The organism is Streptomyces sp. NPDC096013 (assembly GCF_044763565.1).
In the GTDB taxonomy this organism is placed as follows: domain Bacteria; phylum Actinomycetota; class Actinomycetes; order Streptomycetales; family Streptomycetaceae; genus Streptomyces.
Window position 1 is genome coordinate 60,813 of sequence record NZ_JBIWGK010000002.1, and the last position, 17,330, is coordinate 78,142.

Below are 17,330 nucleotides of genomic sequence, written 5' to 3' on the forward strand. Positions count from 1 at the left end.
GTGGCCGGTCGCGCCCACACGGCGGAGCCGGCCCTGAAGGACGTCAGCTCGCCCGGTGATCCAGAGTCGCCAGGGTCCGGCGTTCCGCCGGGGTCAGAGGCGGGGCGGAAAGCCTGGGCAGGAGTGGGCCGTTGAGGGCGGCGAGCACGACGTGGGGGCGCAGGAGCGCCGACGCGGCCGACTCCATGCTCGTCACCGACGACAGGGCTGCCGCCGCTGGGTAGGAACCCGTCGCCGCCTTGAGGAGACGGCGGGAGTAGCGGGCGACCAGGTGGTCGGCCCTGGTGGGCGTCGGGCCCTTGGTGTCGGGGTACCAGATGTCCTGGCCCACTGCCATCGACCAGGCCCCCTCCACCGGGGCCGCCAGGGCGCGTTGGACCCTCGCGGAGAGGCCGGGGGCCGTGAATCCGTCCTGGGTCAGCGCGTGGGAGAGGGTCCGGGCGCCCAGCGCGGCCACCGACATGCCCTGGCCGTAGGCCGGGTTGAAGGTGGCCAGGGCGTCGCCGAGGACGATCAAGGCCTCGGGCCAGTCCCGGACCTTCTCCAGATAGCGGCGGGTGTTCCGCGTGCTGCGGCTGGTGTGCACGTCGGTCAGCGGCTCCGCGCCGGAGATCAGCCGGGCGAGGATCGGATGCGGGAGGTCGCGTATGTACTGGAGGAAGCCGTCCGGGTCCGCGGGGGGTTCCGCACCGCGGGTGCCCGCGAGGCTGACCATCCAGCGGTCGCCCTCGATGGGGAGGACCATGCCGGCGCGGCCGGGGCGGGACGCGTAGGGGTCGGCCTGGAGGATCGTGAGGGGGAAGTGCTCCGCGCCCGCGGGGCGGCGGTAGATCCTGGTCGCGTTGACGAGCCCGGAGTCCACGATCCGTTCCTCGACGCCGGTGACGCCGAGATCCTCCAGCCAGTGGACGACACGGGAGCCGCGACCGCTCGCGTCGACCACGAAGTCGGCGTCGAGTTCCCTCTCCCCGGCCTCCGTCGAGATGCGGACGCCGGTGACGCGGCGGGCGTCGCCGAGGAGTGCCACGCCCTGGGCGTGCCGGATCACGGTCTTGGTCTCGGCGAGGACCGCCTCGCGGACCACCCAGTCCAGCAGCGCCCGGCTGCACGTGAGCATGCGGGGGCCCGGGTGCCGCCAGCGGCGCAGCCAGCCCTCCGGAGTCAGCGCGAGGAGGCCCGAGTTGAGGGAGATCTCGTGAGCGCCCGCGTCGAGCAGCCGCTCGCGCATCAAAACGCCCGGTACGAGGTCCTCCATCGCGGCCAGGCCGCCGGACATCAGCAGATGGGCGTGGCGGCCCTGCGGAAGGCCCCTGCGGTGTTCCGGTCCCTCGGGCAGCTCGTCCCGGTCGAGCACGATCACCTCGTCCGCGTGGGCGGACAACGCGGCCGCGGCCAGCACGCCGGCCAGTCCGGCCCCGATGACGACAGCTCTCCGCGGCATGCGGCTCCTCAAGTCGGCCCGGGAACAGGCGGGTTCGGGCGAGTGGATCAGTGCGGGGTGGCCTTCACCGTACCCTCCGGTACGGCCGCGGTGACACGGGACCGGGCGAGCGCCCGCGCCAGCTCGACCAGCCCGCCGGTGTCGGAGACCTCCATGGCGTAGAGCCGGTAGGTGCTCGGCGTGCCGAAGGGTTCCTCGCGGGCGGCGGCACGGCGGGCGGCGTCGGCCACCATCGCCGCCTCCGCGACCATCCGGGCCTCGTGCGCGGAGCGCCCCTCGTGCAGCGCGGCCTCACGGGTGCGCTCACGGACCCGGTCGTCGAAGTACGGGGCGAGCGCCAACAGGGCGTCGTGGATGGACACCTCACGCCAGTGCAGTCGCATCCGGGGCAGCTGCCAGAGCGCGCTGGGCGGCTTCGGCGCGATGGACGCGAACCGGATCTCCGACCACAGCGGGCCCAGTCCGCGCAGGTCGTCGAGGTAGCGCCAGTGCGCGCGGGCGGTGGGCAGCAGCCGGGGCAGGACGAAGCCCATCGAGCAGGTCAGGGCGGCCAGCGAGGCCATCGGCGGGGCGACTCCGGTGGACAGGAAGTCGAGGTTGTGCCCGGACCAACGGGCCACCACCGCCGTGTACTTGACGAGCTGGAAGCCGACCACGTCCAACAGGGTGCCGACGAGGATCAGTTGGAGCCCCCTGCGCAGCAGACCGGTGACCTCCCGCGCCCAACTGACGCAGACCGTGCACATCGCGAGGGTGGCCGCGCTGTGCCCGAGCAGATAGAGCACGATCATCTCGCGCATGTAGGGCGTGTTGGCGTAGTACGTGTCGAGGTCGGTGAGCCGCTCGGTGCTCGCGTCGGCCAGCGCGAACAGCACGACGATGGCGATGATCAGCGCGCCGTAGGCGGCCATGCTGCGCAGCACCAGGCGGCGGATGCGGGCGGGGGAGCCACCCCGCCACTGGAAGAGCAGCACCAGCAGGGAGCAGCTGTACGCGGAGATCATGCCGTAGGTGAGCGGGGCGCCGAAGTTGGCGACGCCGGTGAGGTCGTTGACCGCGCTCAGGGTCGGCGGTGCGGCGCAGACCAGGCCCAGGGCGCCGAGGACGATCGCCACACAGGTGGTGAGGGTCAGCGGGTCGCGCGGGAAGCTCGGCGGGCGGCGCAGCAGGACGGTGCAGGACAGTCCGAAGACGGCGGCGGCGAGATACACGATGAGGCTCATGCCCGTGAACTCCCTTCCGTCGTACCGGCGCGGACCCGGGCGGCGGCGACGAGCGGGGAGCGGGTCAGGGCGTCGGCGATCGGCACCAGGAGGGTGGTGCCGGGGGCGCGGTCGGGGAGCCGGCCCGGTTCGTCGGCGGGCAGGAGACGCGGGTCGCGGTGGCGTTCCTCGGCCACGGCCGCGGCGACGACCGCCGCCCACGCGGTCGCCTCGGCCTGCTCCGGGTCGCCCGTGGTGCGGGCGGCGGCCTCCAGCGTCCGCTCGTACAGGGCCCGGTCGAAGAACGCGTCGAGGTGGCCGAGCGCGTTGTGGATGCTGGTCTGCCGCCACACCAGCCGGGTCGCGGGGGAGGACCAGCGCGGCCGGGGCAGCCGCAGGGAGCGGCGGGTGAGGAGTTCGTCCAGTTCGTGTTCCAGCGGTTCGAGCCGGGCGTACGTCCGCCGCGCCCGGCGCCACTGGGTCAGCCGGGGGCCGCTGAGCGGGATCAGCACACCGACGACGATCAGGACCGCGCCCAGGCCCGCGGCGGCCGGTGACACCGTCGTCCCGAGCTTCGTCCAGTCGCGTCCGCACCAACAGGCGATGACCGCAGCGAACTTGGTCACGCTGTACCCGGCGCCGCACAGCGAGCCGATGCCCAGCGTGATCAGCCCCGCGCGCAGCCAGCCGTCCACCTGGCGCGCCCAGCGCAGCGACGACACCGTGGTGACGCTGACGGCGGCGAGGTGCCCGCACAGGTACAGCACGATCATCTCGGTGATGAACGGCGTCTTCGCGTAGTAGGTGTCCAGGTCGGTGCGGCGCTCCACCGGGGTGTCGCCCAGCGCGAACATCACGGCGATGCCGATGAGGACGAGGGTGTACGCCACGATCCAGCGGCGGGCGGTGCGGTGGACGTGCGGTCCGCCCCGCCAGTACACGAAGAGCACCTGGGAGGACGCGCTGTACGCGGTGATCGACGCGTACGTCAGCGGCGCGGCGAGGTTCGGGACGCCGCTGAGGTGGTTGATCGCGCCGACGGTCGGGGGCGCCCCGAGGAAGAAGCAGGCCCCGGCCAGGCCGAGGAGCACGCAGATGACGCGGAGATAGGGGTCGCGCCAGTGCCGTAGGAGATCGGGGGCCTTCACCAGCAGGCCGAGCCACAGCAGGCCGCAGCTGAGGTAGTTGATCAGACCGCTCATTTTCTGGTCCCGCGGTAGTTGAGGGCGGCTCCGATGCGCCCGGCGAGCCCGTCCTGACCGTCGGCGTCCACGGCGGGGCCGTGTGCCTCCTCCGCCGTGGCGGCGGCCTCCAGCCAGGGCCGCAGCCGTCCGCTCATCAACATGCCGAAGCGGTCGGCCTCTTGTTCGTCGGCGAGGCTGAAGTCGGTGCGGGCGGCGACGGGTTGGGGGCTGCCGTCGGCGCTGGGCGTGGGCTGGGCGGTCCGCTGGTGCATGTGCCACACCTCGTGGCAGAAGATCACGATCTGGTGCCAGGCGGCGGCCCGCTTGTCGATGACGATGACGTCGTAGGTGTCGCCCTCCAGCCACAGGCCGCTGGCGGTGTGCGGCGGGAACACCTCGCGCCGGACGACGACTTCACGTCCTCGCCAGCGCGTCACGGAGTCGACCAGCGCGTCGAACAGGGCCTCGGGCTCGGCCGGGACCGGGACGCGCATCGGGTCGATGAGGGCGGCGGCGAACCGACGCATCTCCTTCTTCGTGCGCACCGCTGCAATATGCCAGGACATTCGCCGACTCAGCCACCTCACGGTCGCCGCGGAAGCAGGAAGCGGGAGGCTTCCGCGGGGTCTGCGGAGGGTGCCGGTCCCGGTGCGGGGCCCGGCTCCGTGGTGCCGGCCCCCTGTCCCGCCCTCCGTACGGCCGCGCGCACCGCGTCGATCGCGTCGCGGTGGCGCAGGGCGCGGGAGACCGGGCCGAGATCCTGGAGGAGGTCGGCGGTGTCGGGGTGACCGGTGGGGTGCCCGGGGCCGGAGCCGATGGCGTCGAGGATCGCCACCGCCGCGGCCAGCGCCTTCGCCCGGGGCGGGGTGCAGCCGAGGGCGAGGGCGGCCTGGTGGGCACGGGTGCGGAGGTCGTCGTCGAGGTGGCGGGCGAGCGGCAGGAGGACGTCGCGGATGTACGTCTCCCGCCGGATCAGCCGGAGTTCGGGCTTCGCGCAGAGCACGAAGGGGACGCCGTCGCCGTCGACGGAGCGCATCAGGACGTAGAGCGGCCGGAGTTGGTGGTGGGCGAGGCGGACGCGGAGGCGGCCGTGCAGGTACTGGCCGGTGTGCGGCAGGATGAAACCGACGGCGATCAGGATCGCGCCGAGGCAGGCCGCGCACGGCGCGATGTCGGTGCTGAGGGTGTCGAGGTCGTGCCCGGTCCAACGGGCCGCGACCGCCGTGAGTTTGGCGAGATCGAACCCGAGGTTCAGCGCGTAGCCCGCGCCCAGGAACGTCAGTCCCCAGCGCAGCCAGCCGTGCAGACCGTCCGCGCGGACCCAGTTCCAGATGAGCCGTCCGGTGATCAGCACGGCCACGGTGTGCCCGAGGAGATAGAGCACGATCATCTCGCGCATGAAGGGCGTGTTCGCGTAGTAGGTGTCCAGGTCCCGGACCCGTTCCACGGGCGCGTCGGCCAGCGCGAACAGCACCCACAGCGCCACGATCACGCCGGAGTAGATCCAGATGACCCACCGCCTCGCGCGCCGGGTCGCGTCCGAGCGCTCCGACAGGCCGTTGCGCCAGGTCACGATGAGCAGCAGTCCGGCCCCGCTGAACGCGGTGAGCAGCGAATACACCCACGGCGCCGAGAAGTTGGGCACACCCGTGACCCGGTTGGTCCAGGTGATCACCGGTGGCATCACGAACACGAACACCGCGCAGGCGAGCAGCAGCAGCCCGCCGACCGCCCGCAGCAGCGGCTCCCGCCACAGCCGGATGATCGCCGGCAGCTTCAGCGCGAGGGCGGCGCCGAGGACCGCGGTGGGAATCCACGCGAAGGACGTGTACAGCTCGCCGAGGAAGGTCGTCACCACGTCGTGCGCTCCCCCTTCCGCCGTCCGCCTGCCGGGCCGGTCCGAGGTTACGCGCCCACAACTGGCGACGTCATGTCCTCCGGTGGCCGTTGTGGGACCGGGAACGACCGCTGTGTCCGGAAATCGCCCCCGCGAATGAACAGTGCACAGTGTTCAACCCATTGACGCGCAAGCGCTTCGATTTTACGGTCCCGTTCGATGTGACGAGCGACGTACGACATTTCGAACACGAAATCTCTACAGTGAGGGCAGGGAATGGGACTACCTGACCTGAATCGCAGGCACTTCCTCGCCACCGCGGGCGGCCTCGCGGTCGCGGGCAGCTTCGGCTTCGCCGCCCTCGGCACCGGCGCCGACGCGCTCGCCTCCAACGCCCGCACCCGGGTGCGGTATTGGAACCTCTTCAGCGGCGGCGACGGCGGCAACATGGTCGCGATGGTCGACGCCTTCCAGCAGGCCACCCCGGACGTCGCGGTCAAGGCGTCCACTCTCACCTGGGGCGGCCCCTACTACACGAAGCTCGCCATGGCCGCCGCCGGCAGCCGCGCACCCGACCTCGCCGTCATGCACCAGGGCCGCGTGCCCGGCTTCGCGCCCGGCCGGCTCCTGGACCCCTGGGACCTGGACCTGCTCCGCAAGTACGGCGTGAAAGAAGCCGACTTCAACCCGGTCCTGTGGCAGCGCGGCATCGTCGACGGCAAGCTCTACGCCCTGCCGCTCGACATCCACGTCCAGCTGAACTTCTACCGCACCGACGTGTGCAAGAAGGCCGGACTCCTCGACGCGGAAGGGAAGTTGCCCTCCGCCACCTCCACCGACGACTGGTTCGGCATCCTCAAGTCGGCCCGGAAACAACTGAAGTCGGGCGAACAGACCCTCGGCCTGCACGCCAACGACCAGAATTTCTCCTGGTGGTTCTTCGTCGCCTTCTACCAGCAGCTCGCGGGCACGTACTTCGACGACGCCCGCACCGACGTCACCTTCGACACCCAGAAGGCCACCCAGGTACTGGAGTTCTTCCGCCAACACGTCACCGACGGATACGCGATCGTCGGCGCCACCGACGCCGAGGCCTTCCTCGCCGGATCACCCTTCACCTGGGAGGGCGACTGGTCGGTGCCGTACTACAGCGGCCAGAAACTCGGCTACGGCGCCCAGCCGCTGCCCCCGGTCTTCGGCACCCCCGCCACCCACGCCGAGTCGCACTCCTTCGTGCTGCCCCACCAGTCCGACCGGGGCGGCGCCGCCAACGAGGGCGCCTACCAGCTCGCCGCCTACCTCGTCACCCACGCCACCGCCTGGGCGGGCGGCGGCCATGTCCCCGCCTACCTCCCCACGTTCAAGGACCCGGCCTACCTCAGGCTCACCCCGCAGGACGAGTACTCCAGGCCGGCCATGGAACACCCCGCCACCGAACCCCACATCTGGTTCGCCGGCTCCACCGGCATCCTCGCCCAGCACATCGGCCCGATCATCGCGGCCTCCAACCTCGGCTCCACCAAGCCCGACGCCGCGGCCCGGAAGATGAAGTCGGCCCTGGAACAACTCCTCGCGATGAAGAACCCCATGGACGGCCACACCGCCGCCCAGGAGCTGACGGGAGCCGGAGCATGACCGCCACCGTGGCATCCGCCGCCACCCTGCGCCCCCGCTCGGCCGCCGCCACCGACTCCGCCCGCCTCCGCTGGGGCCGCCGCTTCCAGCACGGCGGCTGGTTCGTCGCCCCGTTCTTCGTCCTCTACGGCCTGTTCGTCCTCGTCCCGGTCGTCCGCGGCCTCTACCTCAGCTTCACCGACGCCAACATCTCCGGCGACCACACCAGCTTCGTCGGCCTCGCCAACTACCGCGAGGCGCTCGGCGACGACCTCGTGTGGTCCTCGCTGTGGCACAGCGTCAAGTTCACGCTGTGGGTCGTACCGATGATCGTCGTGGTGGCCCTGCTGATGGCCCTGATCGCCCACCACACCGTCCACTTCACATGGCTGTGGCGCCTCTGCTTCTTCGCGCCGTTCCTCCTCCCCTCGGCGGTCGTCGGCAACCTCTGGTGGTGGCTCTTCCAGCCCACCAACGGCATGGTCAACCACGTCCTCGGCCTCCAGACCCCCTGGCTGGCCCAGAAGTCCACGGCGCTGCTCGCGGTCGTCATCGCGACCCTGTGGTGGACGGTCGGCTTCAGCTTCCTCCTCTACCTGGCCGCCCTCCAGAACATCCCCCAACACCTGTACGAGGCGGCCGAGCTGGACGGTGCCAACGCCTTCCAGCGGCTGATCCACATCACCGTGCCCAACCTGCGCAACATCACGGGCCTGGTCATCGCGCTCCAGGTCCTCGCCTCGCTCCAGGTCTTCGACCAGGCCGTCGTCATGTACCAGTTCGGCCCGGGACCCGAGGAATCCACCCGCACCTTCGTGCAGTACACCCTCGAACAGGGCTTCACGAGCTACCGCGTCGGCTACGCCTCCGCGATCTCCTTCGTCCTGTTCCTCATCATCGCGGCCGTGGCCCTGGGCCGTATGTGGCTGCTCCGCCGCCGCGAGGAGGAGACCCGATGACCACCCCGACTCCCGTGCGCCGCAAGCCCCGCAGCACCTGGACCCCGGGCCAGGCAGCCCTCACGGCGGTGGCCGCGGCGCTCTCCCTGATCTGGCTCTCCCCGCTGGTCTGGGCCCTGTCCACGTCCCTCAAGACACCGACGGAATCGGTGGCGGCCCCGCACTGGATCCCCGACCACATCACCCTGGAGTCCTGGAAGAGCGTCATCGACGCGGGCAACATCCCCAACTGGTTCGTGAACTCCGTCGTGGTCTCGGTCTGCGTCACCGTCCTCGTCCTCCTGGTCGCCTCCCTCGCGGCCTACGGCTTCGCCCGCACCGACTTCCGCGGCCGGCGCGCCCTGATGGCGCTCACCATGGCGGGCCTGATGTTCTCCCCGGCGATCCTCGGCGTACCGCTGTTCACGACGGTCCAGTCGCTCGGGATGGTCGACACGTACTGGGGGATGATCCTTCCGCAGTGCGCGCCCGCGGCGATGGTCTACATCCTCTACAAGTTCTTCCAGTCACTGCCGAAGGAACCGGAGGAGGCCGCGTTCATCGACGGCGCGGGCCGCTGGCGGATCTTCTTCACGATCGTCCTGCCCCTGTCGAAACCGTCCCTCTCGGCGGTCGGCATCTTCACCTTCATCGCCTCCTGGAACAACTTCATCTGGCCGTACATGGTGACCAACAACCCCGACCTGATGACCATGCCGAACGGCATCGCCACCGTGCAGAACGCCTTCGGCATCGTCTGGCCCCAGCTCATGGCAGGCGGTCTCATCGCGGGCCTCCCGCTGATCATCGTCTTCGTCTTCTTCCAGAGCCAGATAGTCCGCGGCGTGGCCCACACGGGCCTGGCCGGTCAGTAACCCACCGCAGGAGGAACCGAGTTGAAGCCCCTGAGACTGGCGACACTCCTGACCGCCGCGCTGATCGCCCTGCTCCCCACCACGGCGAGAGCGGACGCGACCTACCCCGACCCGCAGCCCGTCACCGGCCAGCAGATCATCCACGACCCCACGGTCATCCGCCTCAAGTCCGGCTCCTACGTGGCCTATTCGACCGGCGGCATCATCGGCGCCCGCACCTCCAAGGACCGCGTCCGGTGGGACGACGCCGGCAACGCCTTCGCCACGCCCCCGAGTTGGTGGTACGACTACAGTTCCACCGCCGACCCCTGGGCCCCCGACCTCTCCTACCGCGACGGCCGCTACTGGCTCTACTACGCGGTGTCCTCCTGGGGCACGAACCACTCCGCGATCGGCGTGGCGACGTCCCCCACCGCCCTCCCCGGCACCTGGACCGACCAGGGCAAGGTCTTCACCTCGGAGACCACGGACACCTGGAACGCCATCGACCCGGCGGTGATCCAGGCCGGCGGGGGACTCTGGATGGCGTTCGGCTCGTACTGGACGGGCATCCGCATGGTCGAACTCGACCCGGCCACCGGCAAGGCGCTCCCGAACGCCCCGGTAGCCCAACTGGCCACCCGCCCGGACGCCCCGTACGCGGTGGAGGGCGCCTATGTGCTCAAACACGGCGGCTACTACTACCTCTTCGCCTCGTACGACGCGTGCTGCGCGGGTGTGAACTCCACCTACAAGATCCGCGTAGGCAGGGCGGCAACGATCACGGGCCCCTACACGGACAGCACCGGCAAGCCCATGCTCACGGGCGGCGGCGACCTCCTGCTGGCCACCCACGGCCGCTACATAGGCCCTGGCGGACAATCCATCTTTCAAGACAAAGGTAAGGATGTCTTGGCATACCACTACTACGACGGAGAGGATTCAGGCACCCCGAAGCTGGGGCTGAACACCCTGAGCTGGACAGACACCGGCTGGCCAAAGGTCCTCTAGCCGTCAGGGGCGCGGGGCCGCATCGATACGCGGCTCCGTCGATACGCGGCCCCGCCGCGAGAGCGCGCCCAGCCCCCCCCTCCCACCAAGCCGCAGACGAAACCCAACCCGGAAAGGCCCGTATGCGCACCGCCCGCTTCACCCTCGACCCCGCCTTCACCATCGGCGAAGTCAACCCCCGCCTCTTCGGCTCCTTCGTGGAACACCTCGGCCGCTGCGTCTACACCGGCATCTTCGAACCCGACCACCCCACCGCGGACGCGGAAGGCCTCCGCCAGGACGTCCTGGAGCTGGTCAGGGAACTGGGCGTCACCACCATCCGCTACCCCGGCGGCAACTTCGTCTCCGGCTACAAGTGGGAGGACTCGGTGGGCCCCGCGGAGGACCGCCCCCGCCGCCTCGACCTGGCCTGGCGCTCGACGGAGACCAACCGCTTCGGCCTCTCCGAGTACATCGCGTTCCTGAAGAAGCTGGGCCCCCAGGCGGAACCGATGATGGCGATCAACCTCGGAACCCGGGGCGTGGCGGAGGCCCTGGAACTCCAGGAGTACGCCAACCACCCCTCCGGCACGGCCCTCTCCGACCGGCGGATCGCCCACGGCGACAAGGACCCCTTCGGCATCGGCCTCTGGTGCCTCGGCAACGAGATGGACGGCCCCTGGCAGACGGGCCACAAGACCGCCGAGGAGTACGGCAGGATCGCCGCCGAGACGGCCCGCGCGATGCGCCAGATCGACCCGGGAGTCGAACTCGTCGCCTGCGGCTCCTCCAGCCAGTCCATGCCGACCTTCGCGGCATGGGAGGCGACGGTCCTGGAGGAGACGTACGACCTCGTCGACTACATCTCCCTGCACGCCTACTACCAGCCCGAGGACGGCGACCTCGACTCCTTCCTCGCCTCCGCCGTCGACATGGAGTCCTTCATCGAGAACGTGGTCGCCACCTGTGACCACGTGGGTGCCAGGCTGAAGTCCTCGAAGAGGATCAACCTCTCCTTCGACGAGTGGAACGTCTGGTACATCTCGCAGTGGCACGAGATCGAGAACTCCGGCGCGCGGGACTGGGCGGAGGCCCCCCGCCTCCTGGAGGACAACTACAGCGTCATGGACGCGGTGGTCTTCGGCTCGCTGCTGATCGCCCTGCTGCGGCACGCGGACCGCGTCACCGTCGCCTGCCTCGCCCAGCTCGTCAACGTCATCGCGCCGATCATGACCGAGCCGGGCGGCCCGGCCTGGCGCCAGACGACGTTCTTCCCGTTCGCGCAGGCGTCGCGGCACGGCCGGGGCCAGGTCCTGGACGTCCGCGTCGACTCCCCGACGCACGAGACGAAGCGGTACGGCGAGACCGACCTGCTGCACGCCACCGCCGTGCGCGGCGAGGACGGCTCGGTCACGGTGTTCGCCGTCAACCGCAGCCGCACCGAGTCGCTGCCGCTCCATGTCGGCCTGAACGGGCTGGACTTGACGTCGGTCGTCGAGCACAGCGCGCTCGCCGACGCCGACCCGGACGCCCGCAACACCATGGCCGACCCGGAGCGGGTGGCCCCGCACGGGGTCGACGGCACCACCCTCCAGGACGGCACGCTGACCGCCGTACTGGAGCCGCTGTCCTGGAACATGATCAGGCTCGCGTAGCTCCCGGCGGGGCTATCGGCCGGGGGAGTCCACCGGCGACACCGGTACTCCTCCGGCCGCGCTCCCCAGCAGCGTCAGCCGTACGTCCTTCGGGCCCGCCGGTGTGGTGCCGTCGGACAGGACGGCCAGGGCGAGGGTGTTGGTGCCCCGTGTGCGGAGGATTCCGTTCGGCAGGGCGAAGGTGTGCTGCGGGCCCACGTCGTTGATGTACTGGCCCATGTTCCAGCCGTTGAGGAAGATCTGGACGCGGTAGGCGCGGGCCGGGTCGTCGTCGAGGACGAGGCCGATCGAGGCGTCGATGCCGGTGTCCACGGCGAGCTTGAAGGTGGTGCGGTACCAGGCCACGCCCTGCCGCTTGTCGGCGCGGGGGAGGGTGACCGCCTCCCAGCCGGTGTCGCCGTAGCCCGGCAGGTGCCAGCCCTCGCGTTCGCCGTACAGTCCGCCGTTGTTCTGCGGACCGCGTACGGGATCGGGTGCCGTCTCGCCCTGGAGGCGCCAACTCACCTTCGGGGAGGCGCCCTTGAAGGTCGCCGCCGTCAGGCCGCGGGCGACCTTGTGGGTGTCGAGGGCCTTGCCGTCCTGGTCGTGCTGCATGCGGCGCACCAGCACGGACAGGACGTGCGAACCGGCCGTGCGCAGCTTCTCCGGGACCGGGAGGGTCGCCTTCGCGGCCCAACTGCCCTGCCGCACACTGCTGGTGGTCGGCACCGGCATCCGGTGGGTGCCGAGCGGTTCCCCGTCGAGCCAGGCCATCAGCAGGCCCTGCGTGCCGGTGCTGTAGGCGAGGGTCACCGACTCCAGGGCATCGGTCGCGGCGGTGGTGAACCGGCCGCGGTACCAGACGTCGCCGTAGTGGAAGCCGTAGTCGTCCGCGAAGAGCAGGGGCTGCCCGGCGGGGATCGCGGTCGTGCTGAACGTCGAAGTGCGGTTCGCCGTCGTCCACTTGGAGTCGTCGAAGGCGACGGCGGCCTCCTGGTTCTCCACCTTCCGCCGCCAGCCGTCGAGTGCGGGGAGCGGCACGGCGGGCACGCCGGGCAGCAGGGCGTCCGGGTTGGAGCGCAGGCTGCCCGCGGTGGTGACGGTCGTGGGCACCGCCCGCCCGTTCCAGGTGACCTCGGTGAGGCCGCGCGGCCCCCACACCTCAAGTCCGGTCTCGCCGATGGTGTCGCCGGTGAGCTGGGCGGTCGTCCCGCTGATGGTGGCCGCGCGGAGCAGCGCGGGGCCGTAGACGAGCGCGGTGCCCGCTCCGGTCTCGTACGGCCACAGGCGTACGGAGGTGGCCTCGTCGGCGAAGACCAGCAGGAGGGGATTGTCGACGCCGCCGCCCTGGACGAGGACCCGGGTGAGGCCGCCGATGCCGAGTGGGACGGTGACGTGCAGGAGACCGCGGTCCCACACCCAGGCGGCCTGCGCGTCCAGCCGGGTCACCACCGGCTCGTCGAGGCACTCGACGACGGCGTGCGCCATCTCGCCGCGGGGCCCGGCGAACACGGCGATGTCCTGCCGGCCGGTGCTGAGCGACATCATCGGTGTGACCGTCGAGTACCTCAATGTGCGCCCGCCGAGCGAGAGTTGGGTGACGAGGAGACGGGCGTCCTGGGCCGGGACGGTGACCTCGATGTCGTCGGTCGCGGTCGGCAGGGTCGACGTGACCGCCGCCGCGGTGTCGTTGCGCAGGACGTAGACGTGGGCGCCGGTGTCAGCGTTGGTGAGGTGGTAGACCTTCAGGCCGTCCGCCTTGACGTCGGCCGCGCGGTCCAGTTTGGCGAAGTCGGGCACCGTCCGCAGCAGATGGCCGAGTTGGTGCATCGCCACGAGCTTCGCGGTCGGGTTGCGGCCCTCGTCGAAGGCCGCGCCGTAGTCGTAGGACGTGTAGACGACCGGCGCGGGCAGCCAGCCCCACGAGGTGCCGCCGAAGGTCATGTAGACGTTGTGGAGGGTGAGTCCGTTGGCGAGGTTGGTGAGGTAGAAACGCCGCTCGTACGCCGCGTCACGCGTCCGGCGCGACTCCGCGTACCCCTTCCCGTCGAACCAGGACCCGCCCCACGGGTCGAACCAGCCGCCACCGAACTCCGGCACGAAACCGGGCGTCTTGGGGCTGGCGGTCGCACCGCCCTTGGCCCCTCCCACCCCGAAGTGCCCCCAGTCGGGCGGGAGCTGGGACGGCGAGGGATACCCGTCGAAGCCGTACAGCCAACCGCCCGTGTCCGCGCCGGTGTCGAACGACCCCGGGGTCCAGTAGCCGTTGCGTCCCTTGTCGTTGTGGAACAGGGGGACGTCGATGCCGTCGGCGCGCACCTTCTTGTAGAGGTGGGACATGTAGTCGCGGCCGGAGGGCTCGGTGACGTGGGCGTCGTACTCGTTCTCGATCTGGTAGAGCAGGACCGTGCCCGTGCCCTGGGTGAACAGGTGCTTGGAGACGATGGAGTCGACCTGGGTCAGCCACTCGTCGACGTGCGAGAGATACGTCGGGTCCGAGGTGCGGGCCGTGCCCTTCGTGGCGACGAGCCAGCCGGGGAAGCCGCCCGCGTCGATCTCCGCGTTGATGTACGGGCCGGGCCGCAGGACGACGTAGAGACCGGTCTCGGCGGCCATGCGCAGGAACAGGTCGAGGTCGCGGACGCCGGTGAAGTCGTAGTGGCCCTGGGCGGGGGAGTGGTAGTTCCAGGAGACGTAGATGCTGACCGCGTTGTAGCCGAAGGCGCGCATCTTCTGGAGGATGTCGCGCCACAGGGAGGGGCTCGGCAGCCGGAAGGGGTGCATCTCGCCCGACCACAGGACCAGGCGTTTTCCGTCTACGATCAGGGAGTAGCGGTCGTAGCCGATCGTGTGGGTCCGCCCGTCCGCGCCCGGCGGCGCGGGCGGCGGGCCGGTGGGCACGACGTGCGCGGCGTACGCGTCACCGCTGCCGCCGCTGCCACCCCCCAGCGCGAATCCGAGCGCGGCCGTGCCCGCGAGGGTGCTGAAGGTACGCCTGCTCAGCTCCACTGGAAGCTCCTCCCGGGTCCGGTCCGTCGGCGGCACGTGCGAAGCCATTTTCCGTGGTGATCCCAGGAGGCCGTCGTGCGGGGTCATTCTCTATGCCGGAACGGCCCACAATGGACGCATGAGGATCTCGGCACGGGCGGATTACGCGGTACGGGCGGTTCTGGAGCTCGCCGTGCGCGGTGACGACGACCCGGTGAAGGCCGAGGCCATCGCCACCACGCAGGACATCCCGCACAAGTTCCTGGAGGGAATTCTCGGCGACCTCCGGCGCGCCGGGATCGTCGACAGCCGGCGCGGCGGGGGCGGCGGCTACCGGCTGGCGCGCGCGGCCGACGCGATCACCGTCGCCGACGTCATACGCGCGGTGGACGGCCCGATCGTCTCGGTCCGCGGCGAACGCCCCACCGGCCTCGCCTACACCGGCTCCGCCGAACCCCTCCTCCCCCTGTGGATCGCCCTGCGCGCCAACGTCCGCAGAATCCTGGAGGGCGTCACCGTCGCCGACATCGCGGCGGACGCCCTGCCGGAGCCGGTACGCGCGCTGGCCGCGGAACCGGCGGCCTGGGAGAACCCGTAGGGCCTGTCGTTCGTCCGTGTCCCAGGCCGCGCTCGGATTCACCCTTTGGGGTCACCTCGGCGTACTCGGGCCGGGGTCGTGCCGGAAGGATTCCATGGTGTGCGGCTGTGAAGAGCCCGGGAGCGGATACGTCAACACCCGCTTTTTCCAACAGAGTTCACTCACTGCGGATTCGGTGTGAAAGACGCGTCTGTGAATGGCCTGAGTTCGCCCTGACCGCCTCCGGCGCGGCTTCCTACGATGCGAGCGCGCCGTCGGTCTTCACAGGAACTTCATTGTTTCTTCAAAGACTTGGGGCGCGGCCACCCCCCGATCCCAAGGAGAAACCATGCCTGGTGGGCTCCTCCTGAGCGGCGCCGTCGCCGCTCTTCTCACCACCGCGCTGCCCGTGGGGCACGCATCCTCACCCGTGTTCGACGACCCGCCCCCGGACAAGATCGTCATCAACGTCGCCACGGTCAACGGCTCGGGCTGCCCGCAGGGCACGACGGCGGTCGCCGTCTCCGAGGACAACACCGCCTTCACGGTGACCTACAGCGCCTACCTCGCCCAGGTCGGCGGCAACTCCGACCCCACGGCGTTCCGCAAGAACTGCCAGCTCAACCTGGTCGTCCACGTCCCGCAGGGCTTCACCTACGCCATCGCGAGCGCCGACTACCGGGGCTTCGCCTCGCTCCAGCGCGGCGCGAGCGGTGCGCAGAAGGCCTCGTACTACTTCCAGGGCTCGTCGAACACCGCGAGCAAGAACCATCCGTTCAGCGGTCCCTACGACGACAACTGGCAGGCGAACGACAGCACGGACGTGGCCCAACTGGTCTGGGCGCCCTGCGGAGTCCAGCGCAACTTCAACATCAACACGGAGCTCCGGGTCAACGCCGGCACCTCGGCGCCCGGCACGGTCAGCTTCATGACGATGGACTCGACGGACGGCGACATCAGCACGGTCTACCACATGGCCTGGGAGCACTGCCCGGGCTCCTGACGCGCGGTGCCGTGAGATGACCTGAGGACGGGGTGGCCCGTGTCGCACCGCGGGCCACCCCGTCTGCTCAGCTCTGCTGGACGCCGAGCGTCAGCGTGCCCGTGTAGCCCGCGGAGGCCGACCCCGTGACGGTCATGAGGCCGGACGCGGCGCCCCCGTCGTCGTAGATCGAGTCCTGGGCGAGGGTGGTGCGGGTGACCGTGTTGGCCGAGTACGGGGAGATCTTGGCGACGGCGGTGGTGATCGTCTCGTCGATGAAGAGCTGGCCGGTGTGGAGTTCCTGGCCGCCGGTGAACGAGCCGTCCGAGGTGAGCGTGACGCCGGTGTGCACCTTCACGTGGATGTGGACGCAGCGTCCGCGGTACCACCCCGGGTAGATCGTCGTGATGCTGGCGAGCCCCGCGGAGTCGGTGAGGACACCGCCGCGCAGGAAGGTGCGGTCGTCCGGTTCGCTGTGGCCGTTGTTGCCGACGTAGCCGGAGTACTCGCCGAGCGCGTCGCAGTGCCAGATCTCGACGAGCGCGTCGGGGATCGCGACGCAGGTGCTGTCGTCCACGACCGTGAGGGCGAGCTTGAGCGCGATGCCGGCCTTGCCTTCGGTGACGTCGGCGCGGACCAGGGCGCCGTCGAGGTAGTAGGGGCCTTCGGTCATCTCCTTGGTGAGCGTGCAGACGGCGGCCGCGGCGGCCGCGGTGGGGGCGGCGGCGGATGTGGGGGCTTCGGGTGCGGCGGCGCCTACGGCCAGTACGGCGGCCGTGGTGCCGGTGGCGATCAGGACCGTGCGGCGCCCGATCGCGTGGGTTCCTGCTTTTGCCGGGTCTTTCGAGGAGTCTGTCATGGACACGGCACCGTAGGGGTGGAGCCTGTCCGCCGGCTGTGCGGCTCGCAAAATGACGAGCCGTCAAGTTGCTTGCGAGACACGAGTGATGGCCCTTGCCGATACCTGCCTCTCGCCGGCGCGATGGCTCGGGAGAGGAGCCGGGGGAGGCGGCCCGGAGCGCGCTGATGAAGCGGCAGGCTCACGCGGCGGCGCTTCAGGTTCGGCTCAGGTTCGTGCGGGAGGTTGGC

The 17,330-nt window shown here is 70.5% G+C and carries 14 protein-coding genes; 7 read left to right on the top strand and 7 right to left on the bottom strand.

From position 1 onward, the window contains the following. Nucleotides 1-43 precede the first annotated feature (43 nt). Genes ACIRB1_RS07760 through ACIRB1_RS07780 form a run of 5 tightly spaced genes read right to left on the bottom strand, consistent with a single transcriptional unit; the run spans nucleotide 44 to nucleotide 5,685 of the window. Nucleotides 44-1,441, bottom strand: a complete 1,398-nt coding sequence (locus ACIRB1_RS07760; RefSeq protein WP_403464947.1) for an FAD-dependent oxidoreductase — start codon at nucleotides 1,439-1,441, stop codon at nucleotides 44-46. Between the two features lie 47 nt (nucleotides 1,442-1,488). Continuing rightward, a complete protein-coding gene (locus ACIRB1_RS07765) occupies nucleotides 1,489-2,664 on the bottom strand; it encodes an MAB_1171c family putative transporter (RefSeq protein WP_403464948.1) in 1,176 nt (391 codons plus the stop codon). Further along, nucleotides 2,661-3,845 carry an MAB_1171c family putative transporter gene (locus tag ACIRB1_RS07770; protein WP_352185606.1) on the bottom strand — a complete coding sequence of 395 codons (1,185 nt, stop codon included), beginning with the start codon at nucleotides 3,843-3,845 and terminating at the stop codon, nucleotides 2,661-2,663. The genes ACIRB1_RS07765 and ACIRB1_RS07770 overlap by 4 nt, the downstream gene beginning before the upstream one ends. Continuing rightward, nucleotides 3,842-4,372, bottom strand: coding sequence for a toxin (locus ACIRB1_RS07775; RefSeq protein WP_352185607.1), 531 nt, complete (start codon nucleotides 4,370-4,372; stop codon nucleotides 3,842-3,844). The genes ACIRB1_RS07770 and ACIRB1_RS07775 overlap by 4 nt, the downstream gene beginning before the upstream one ends. Nucleotides 4,373-4,410: 38 nt before the next feature. Then, entirely contained in the window at nucleotides 4,411-5,685 is a 1,275-nt protein-coding gene (locus ACIRB1_RS07780; protein ID WP_352185608.1) for a DUF6545 domain-containing protein, read from the bottom strand. 255 nt (nucleotides 5,686-5,940) lie between these two features. On the opposite strand from ACIRB1_RS07780, the gene ACIRB1_RS07785 reads away from it, so the two are divergent. From ACIRB1_RS07785 to ACIRB1_RS07805, 5 genes are all read left to right on the top strand, one after another. Beyond that, on the top strand, nucleotides 5,941-7,299 hold the full coding sequence (locus ACIRB1_RS07785) for an extracellular solute-binding protein (protein WP_403464949.1): 1,359 nt from the start codon (nucleotides 5,941-5,943) through the stop codon (nucleotides 7,297-7,299). Continuing rightward, the gene (locus ACIRB1_RS07790; RefSeq protein ID WP_352185610.1) at nucleotides 7,296-8,237 is read left to right on the top strand and encodes a sugar ABC transporter permease; all 942 of its coding nucleotides are present in this window, start codon (nucleotides 7,296-7,298) and stop codon (nucleotides 8,235-8,237) included. The genes ACIRB1_RS07785 and ACIRB1_RS07790 overlap by 4 nt, the downstream gene beginning before the upstream one ends. Then, nucleotides 8,234-9,091 (top strand): carbohydrate ABC transporter permease, encoded by an 858-nt coding sequence (locus tag ACIRB1_RS07795; protein ID WP_352185611.1) that lies wholly within the window; start codon nucleotides 8,234-8,236, stop codon nucleotides 9,089-9,091. The genes ACIRB1_RS07790 and ACIRB1_RS07795 overlap by 4 nt, the downstream gene beginning before the upstream one ends. 21 nt (nucleotides 9,092-9,112) lie before the next feature. Beyond that, a complete protein-coding gene (locus tag ACIRB1_RS07800; RefSeq protein WP_403464950.1) occupies nucleotides 9,113-10,081 on the top strand; it encodes an arabinan endo-1,5-alpha-L-arabinosidase in 969 nt (322 codons plus the stop codon). Nucleotides 10,082-10,203: 122 nt separating this feature from the next. Continuing rightward, nucleotides 10,204-11,715 (top strand): alpha-N-arabinofuranosidase, encoded by a 1,512-nt coding sequence (locus ACIRB1_RS07805; protein WP_403464951.1) that lies wholly within the window; start codon nucleotides 10,204-10,206, stop codon nucleotides 11,713-11,715. Between the two features lie 12 nt (nucleotides 11,716-11,727). Here the strand turns inward: ACIRB1_RS07805 and ACIRB1_RS07810 are convergent, their stop codons facing one another. Continuing rightward, nucleotides 11,728-14,703 (bottom strand): beta-galactosidase, encoded by a 2,976-nt coding sequence (locus tag ACIRB1_RS07810; protein WP_403464952.1) that lies wholly within the window; start codon nucleotides 14,701-14,703, stop codon nucleotides 11,728-11,730. Between the two features lie 118 nt (nucleotides 14,704-14,821). Here ACIRB1_RS07810 and ACIRB1_RS07815 point away from each other — a divergent pair, with 118 nt between their 5' ends. Both ACIRB1_RS07815 and ACIRB1_RS07820 read left to right on the top strand, forming a co-directional pair. Continuing rightward, nucleotides 14,822-15,280, top strand: a complete 459-nt coding sequence (locus tag ACIRB1_RS07815) for an Rrf2 family transcriptional regulator (protein ID WP_352185615.1) — start codon at nucleotides 14,822-14,824, stop codon at nucleotides 15,278-15,280. Nucleotides 15,281-15,608: 328 nt separating this feature from the next. Further along, nucleotides 15,609-16,262: a DUF4360 domain-containing protein gene (locus ACIRB1_RS07820; RefSeq protein WP_352183347.1), complete on the top strand. Its 654-nt coding sequence runs from the start codon at nucleotides 15,609-15,611 to the stop codon at nucleotides 16,260-16,262. 67 nt (nucleotides 16,263-16,329) lie between these two features. On the opposite strand, the gene ACIRB1_RS07825 is transcribed toward ACIRB1_RS07820, so the two are convergent. After that, entirely contained in the window at nucleotides 16,330-17,100 is a 771-nt protein-coding gene (locus ACIRB1_RS07825; protein ID WP_403464953.1) for an intradiol ring-cleavage dioxygenase, read from the bottom strand. Nucleotides 17,101-17,330: the final 230 nt, after the last annotated feature.

Coding starts and splice junctions, on each gene's coding strand:
- ACIRB1_RS07760 (WP_403464947.1), bottom strand. CDS start 1,441: ATGCCGCGGAGAGCTGTCGTCATCGGGGCCGGACTGGCCGGCGTGCTG.
- ACIRB1_RS07765 (WP_403464948.1), bottom strand. CDS start 2,664: ATGAGCCTCATCGTGTATCTCGCCGCCGCCGTCTTCGGACTGTCCTGC.
- ACIRB1_RS07770 (WP_352185606.1), bottom strand. CDS start 3,845: ATGAGCGGTCTGATCAACTACCTCAGCTGCGGCCTGCTGTGGCTCGGC.
- ACIRB1_RS07785 (WP_403464949.1), top strand. CDS start 5,941: ATGGGACTACCTGACCTGAATCGCAGGCACTTCCTCGCCACCGCGGGC.
- ACIRB1_RS07790 (WP_352185610.1), top strand. CDS start 7,296: ATGACCGCCACCGTGGCATCCGCCGCCACCCTGCGCCCCCGCTCGGCC.
- ACIRB1_RS07795 (WP_352185611.1), top strand. CDS start 8,234: ATGACCACCCCGACTCCCGTGCGCCGCAAGCCCCGCAGCACCTGGACC.
- ACIRB1_RS07805 (WP_403464951.1), top strand. CDS start 10,204: ATGCGCACCGCCCGCTTCACCCTCGACCCCGCCTTCACCATCGGCGAA.
- ACIRB1_RS07815 (WP_352185615.1), top strand. CDS start 14,822: ATGAGGATCTCGGCACGGGCGGATTACGCGGTACGGGCGGTTCTGGAG.
- ACIRB1_RS07820 (WP_352183347.1), top strand. CDS start 15,609: ATGCCTGGTGGGCTCCTCCTGAGCGGCGCCGTCGCCGCTCTTCTCACC.
- ACIRB1_RS07825 (WP_403464953.1), bottom strand. CDS start 17,100: ATGACAGACTCCTCGAAAGACCCGGCAAAAGCAGGAACCCACGCGATC.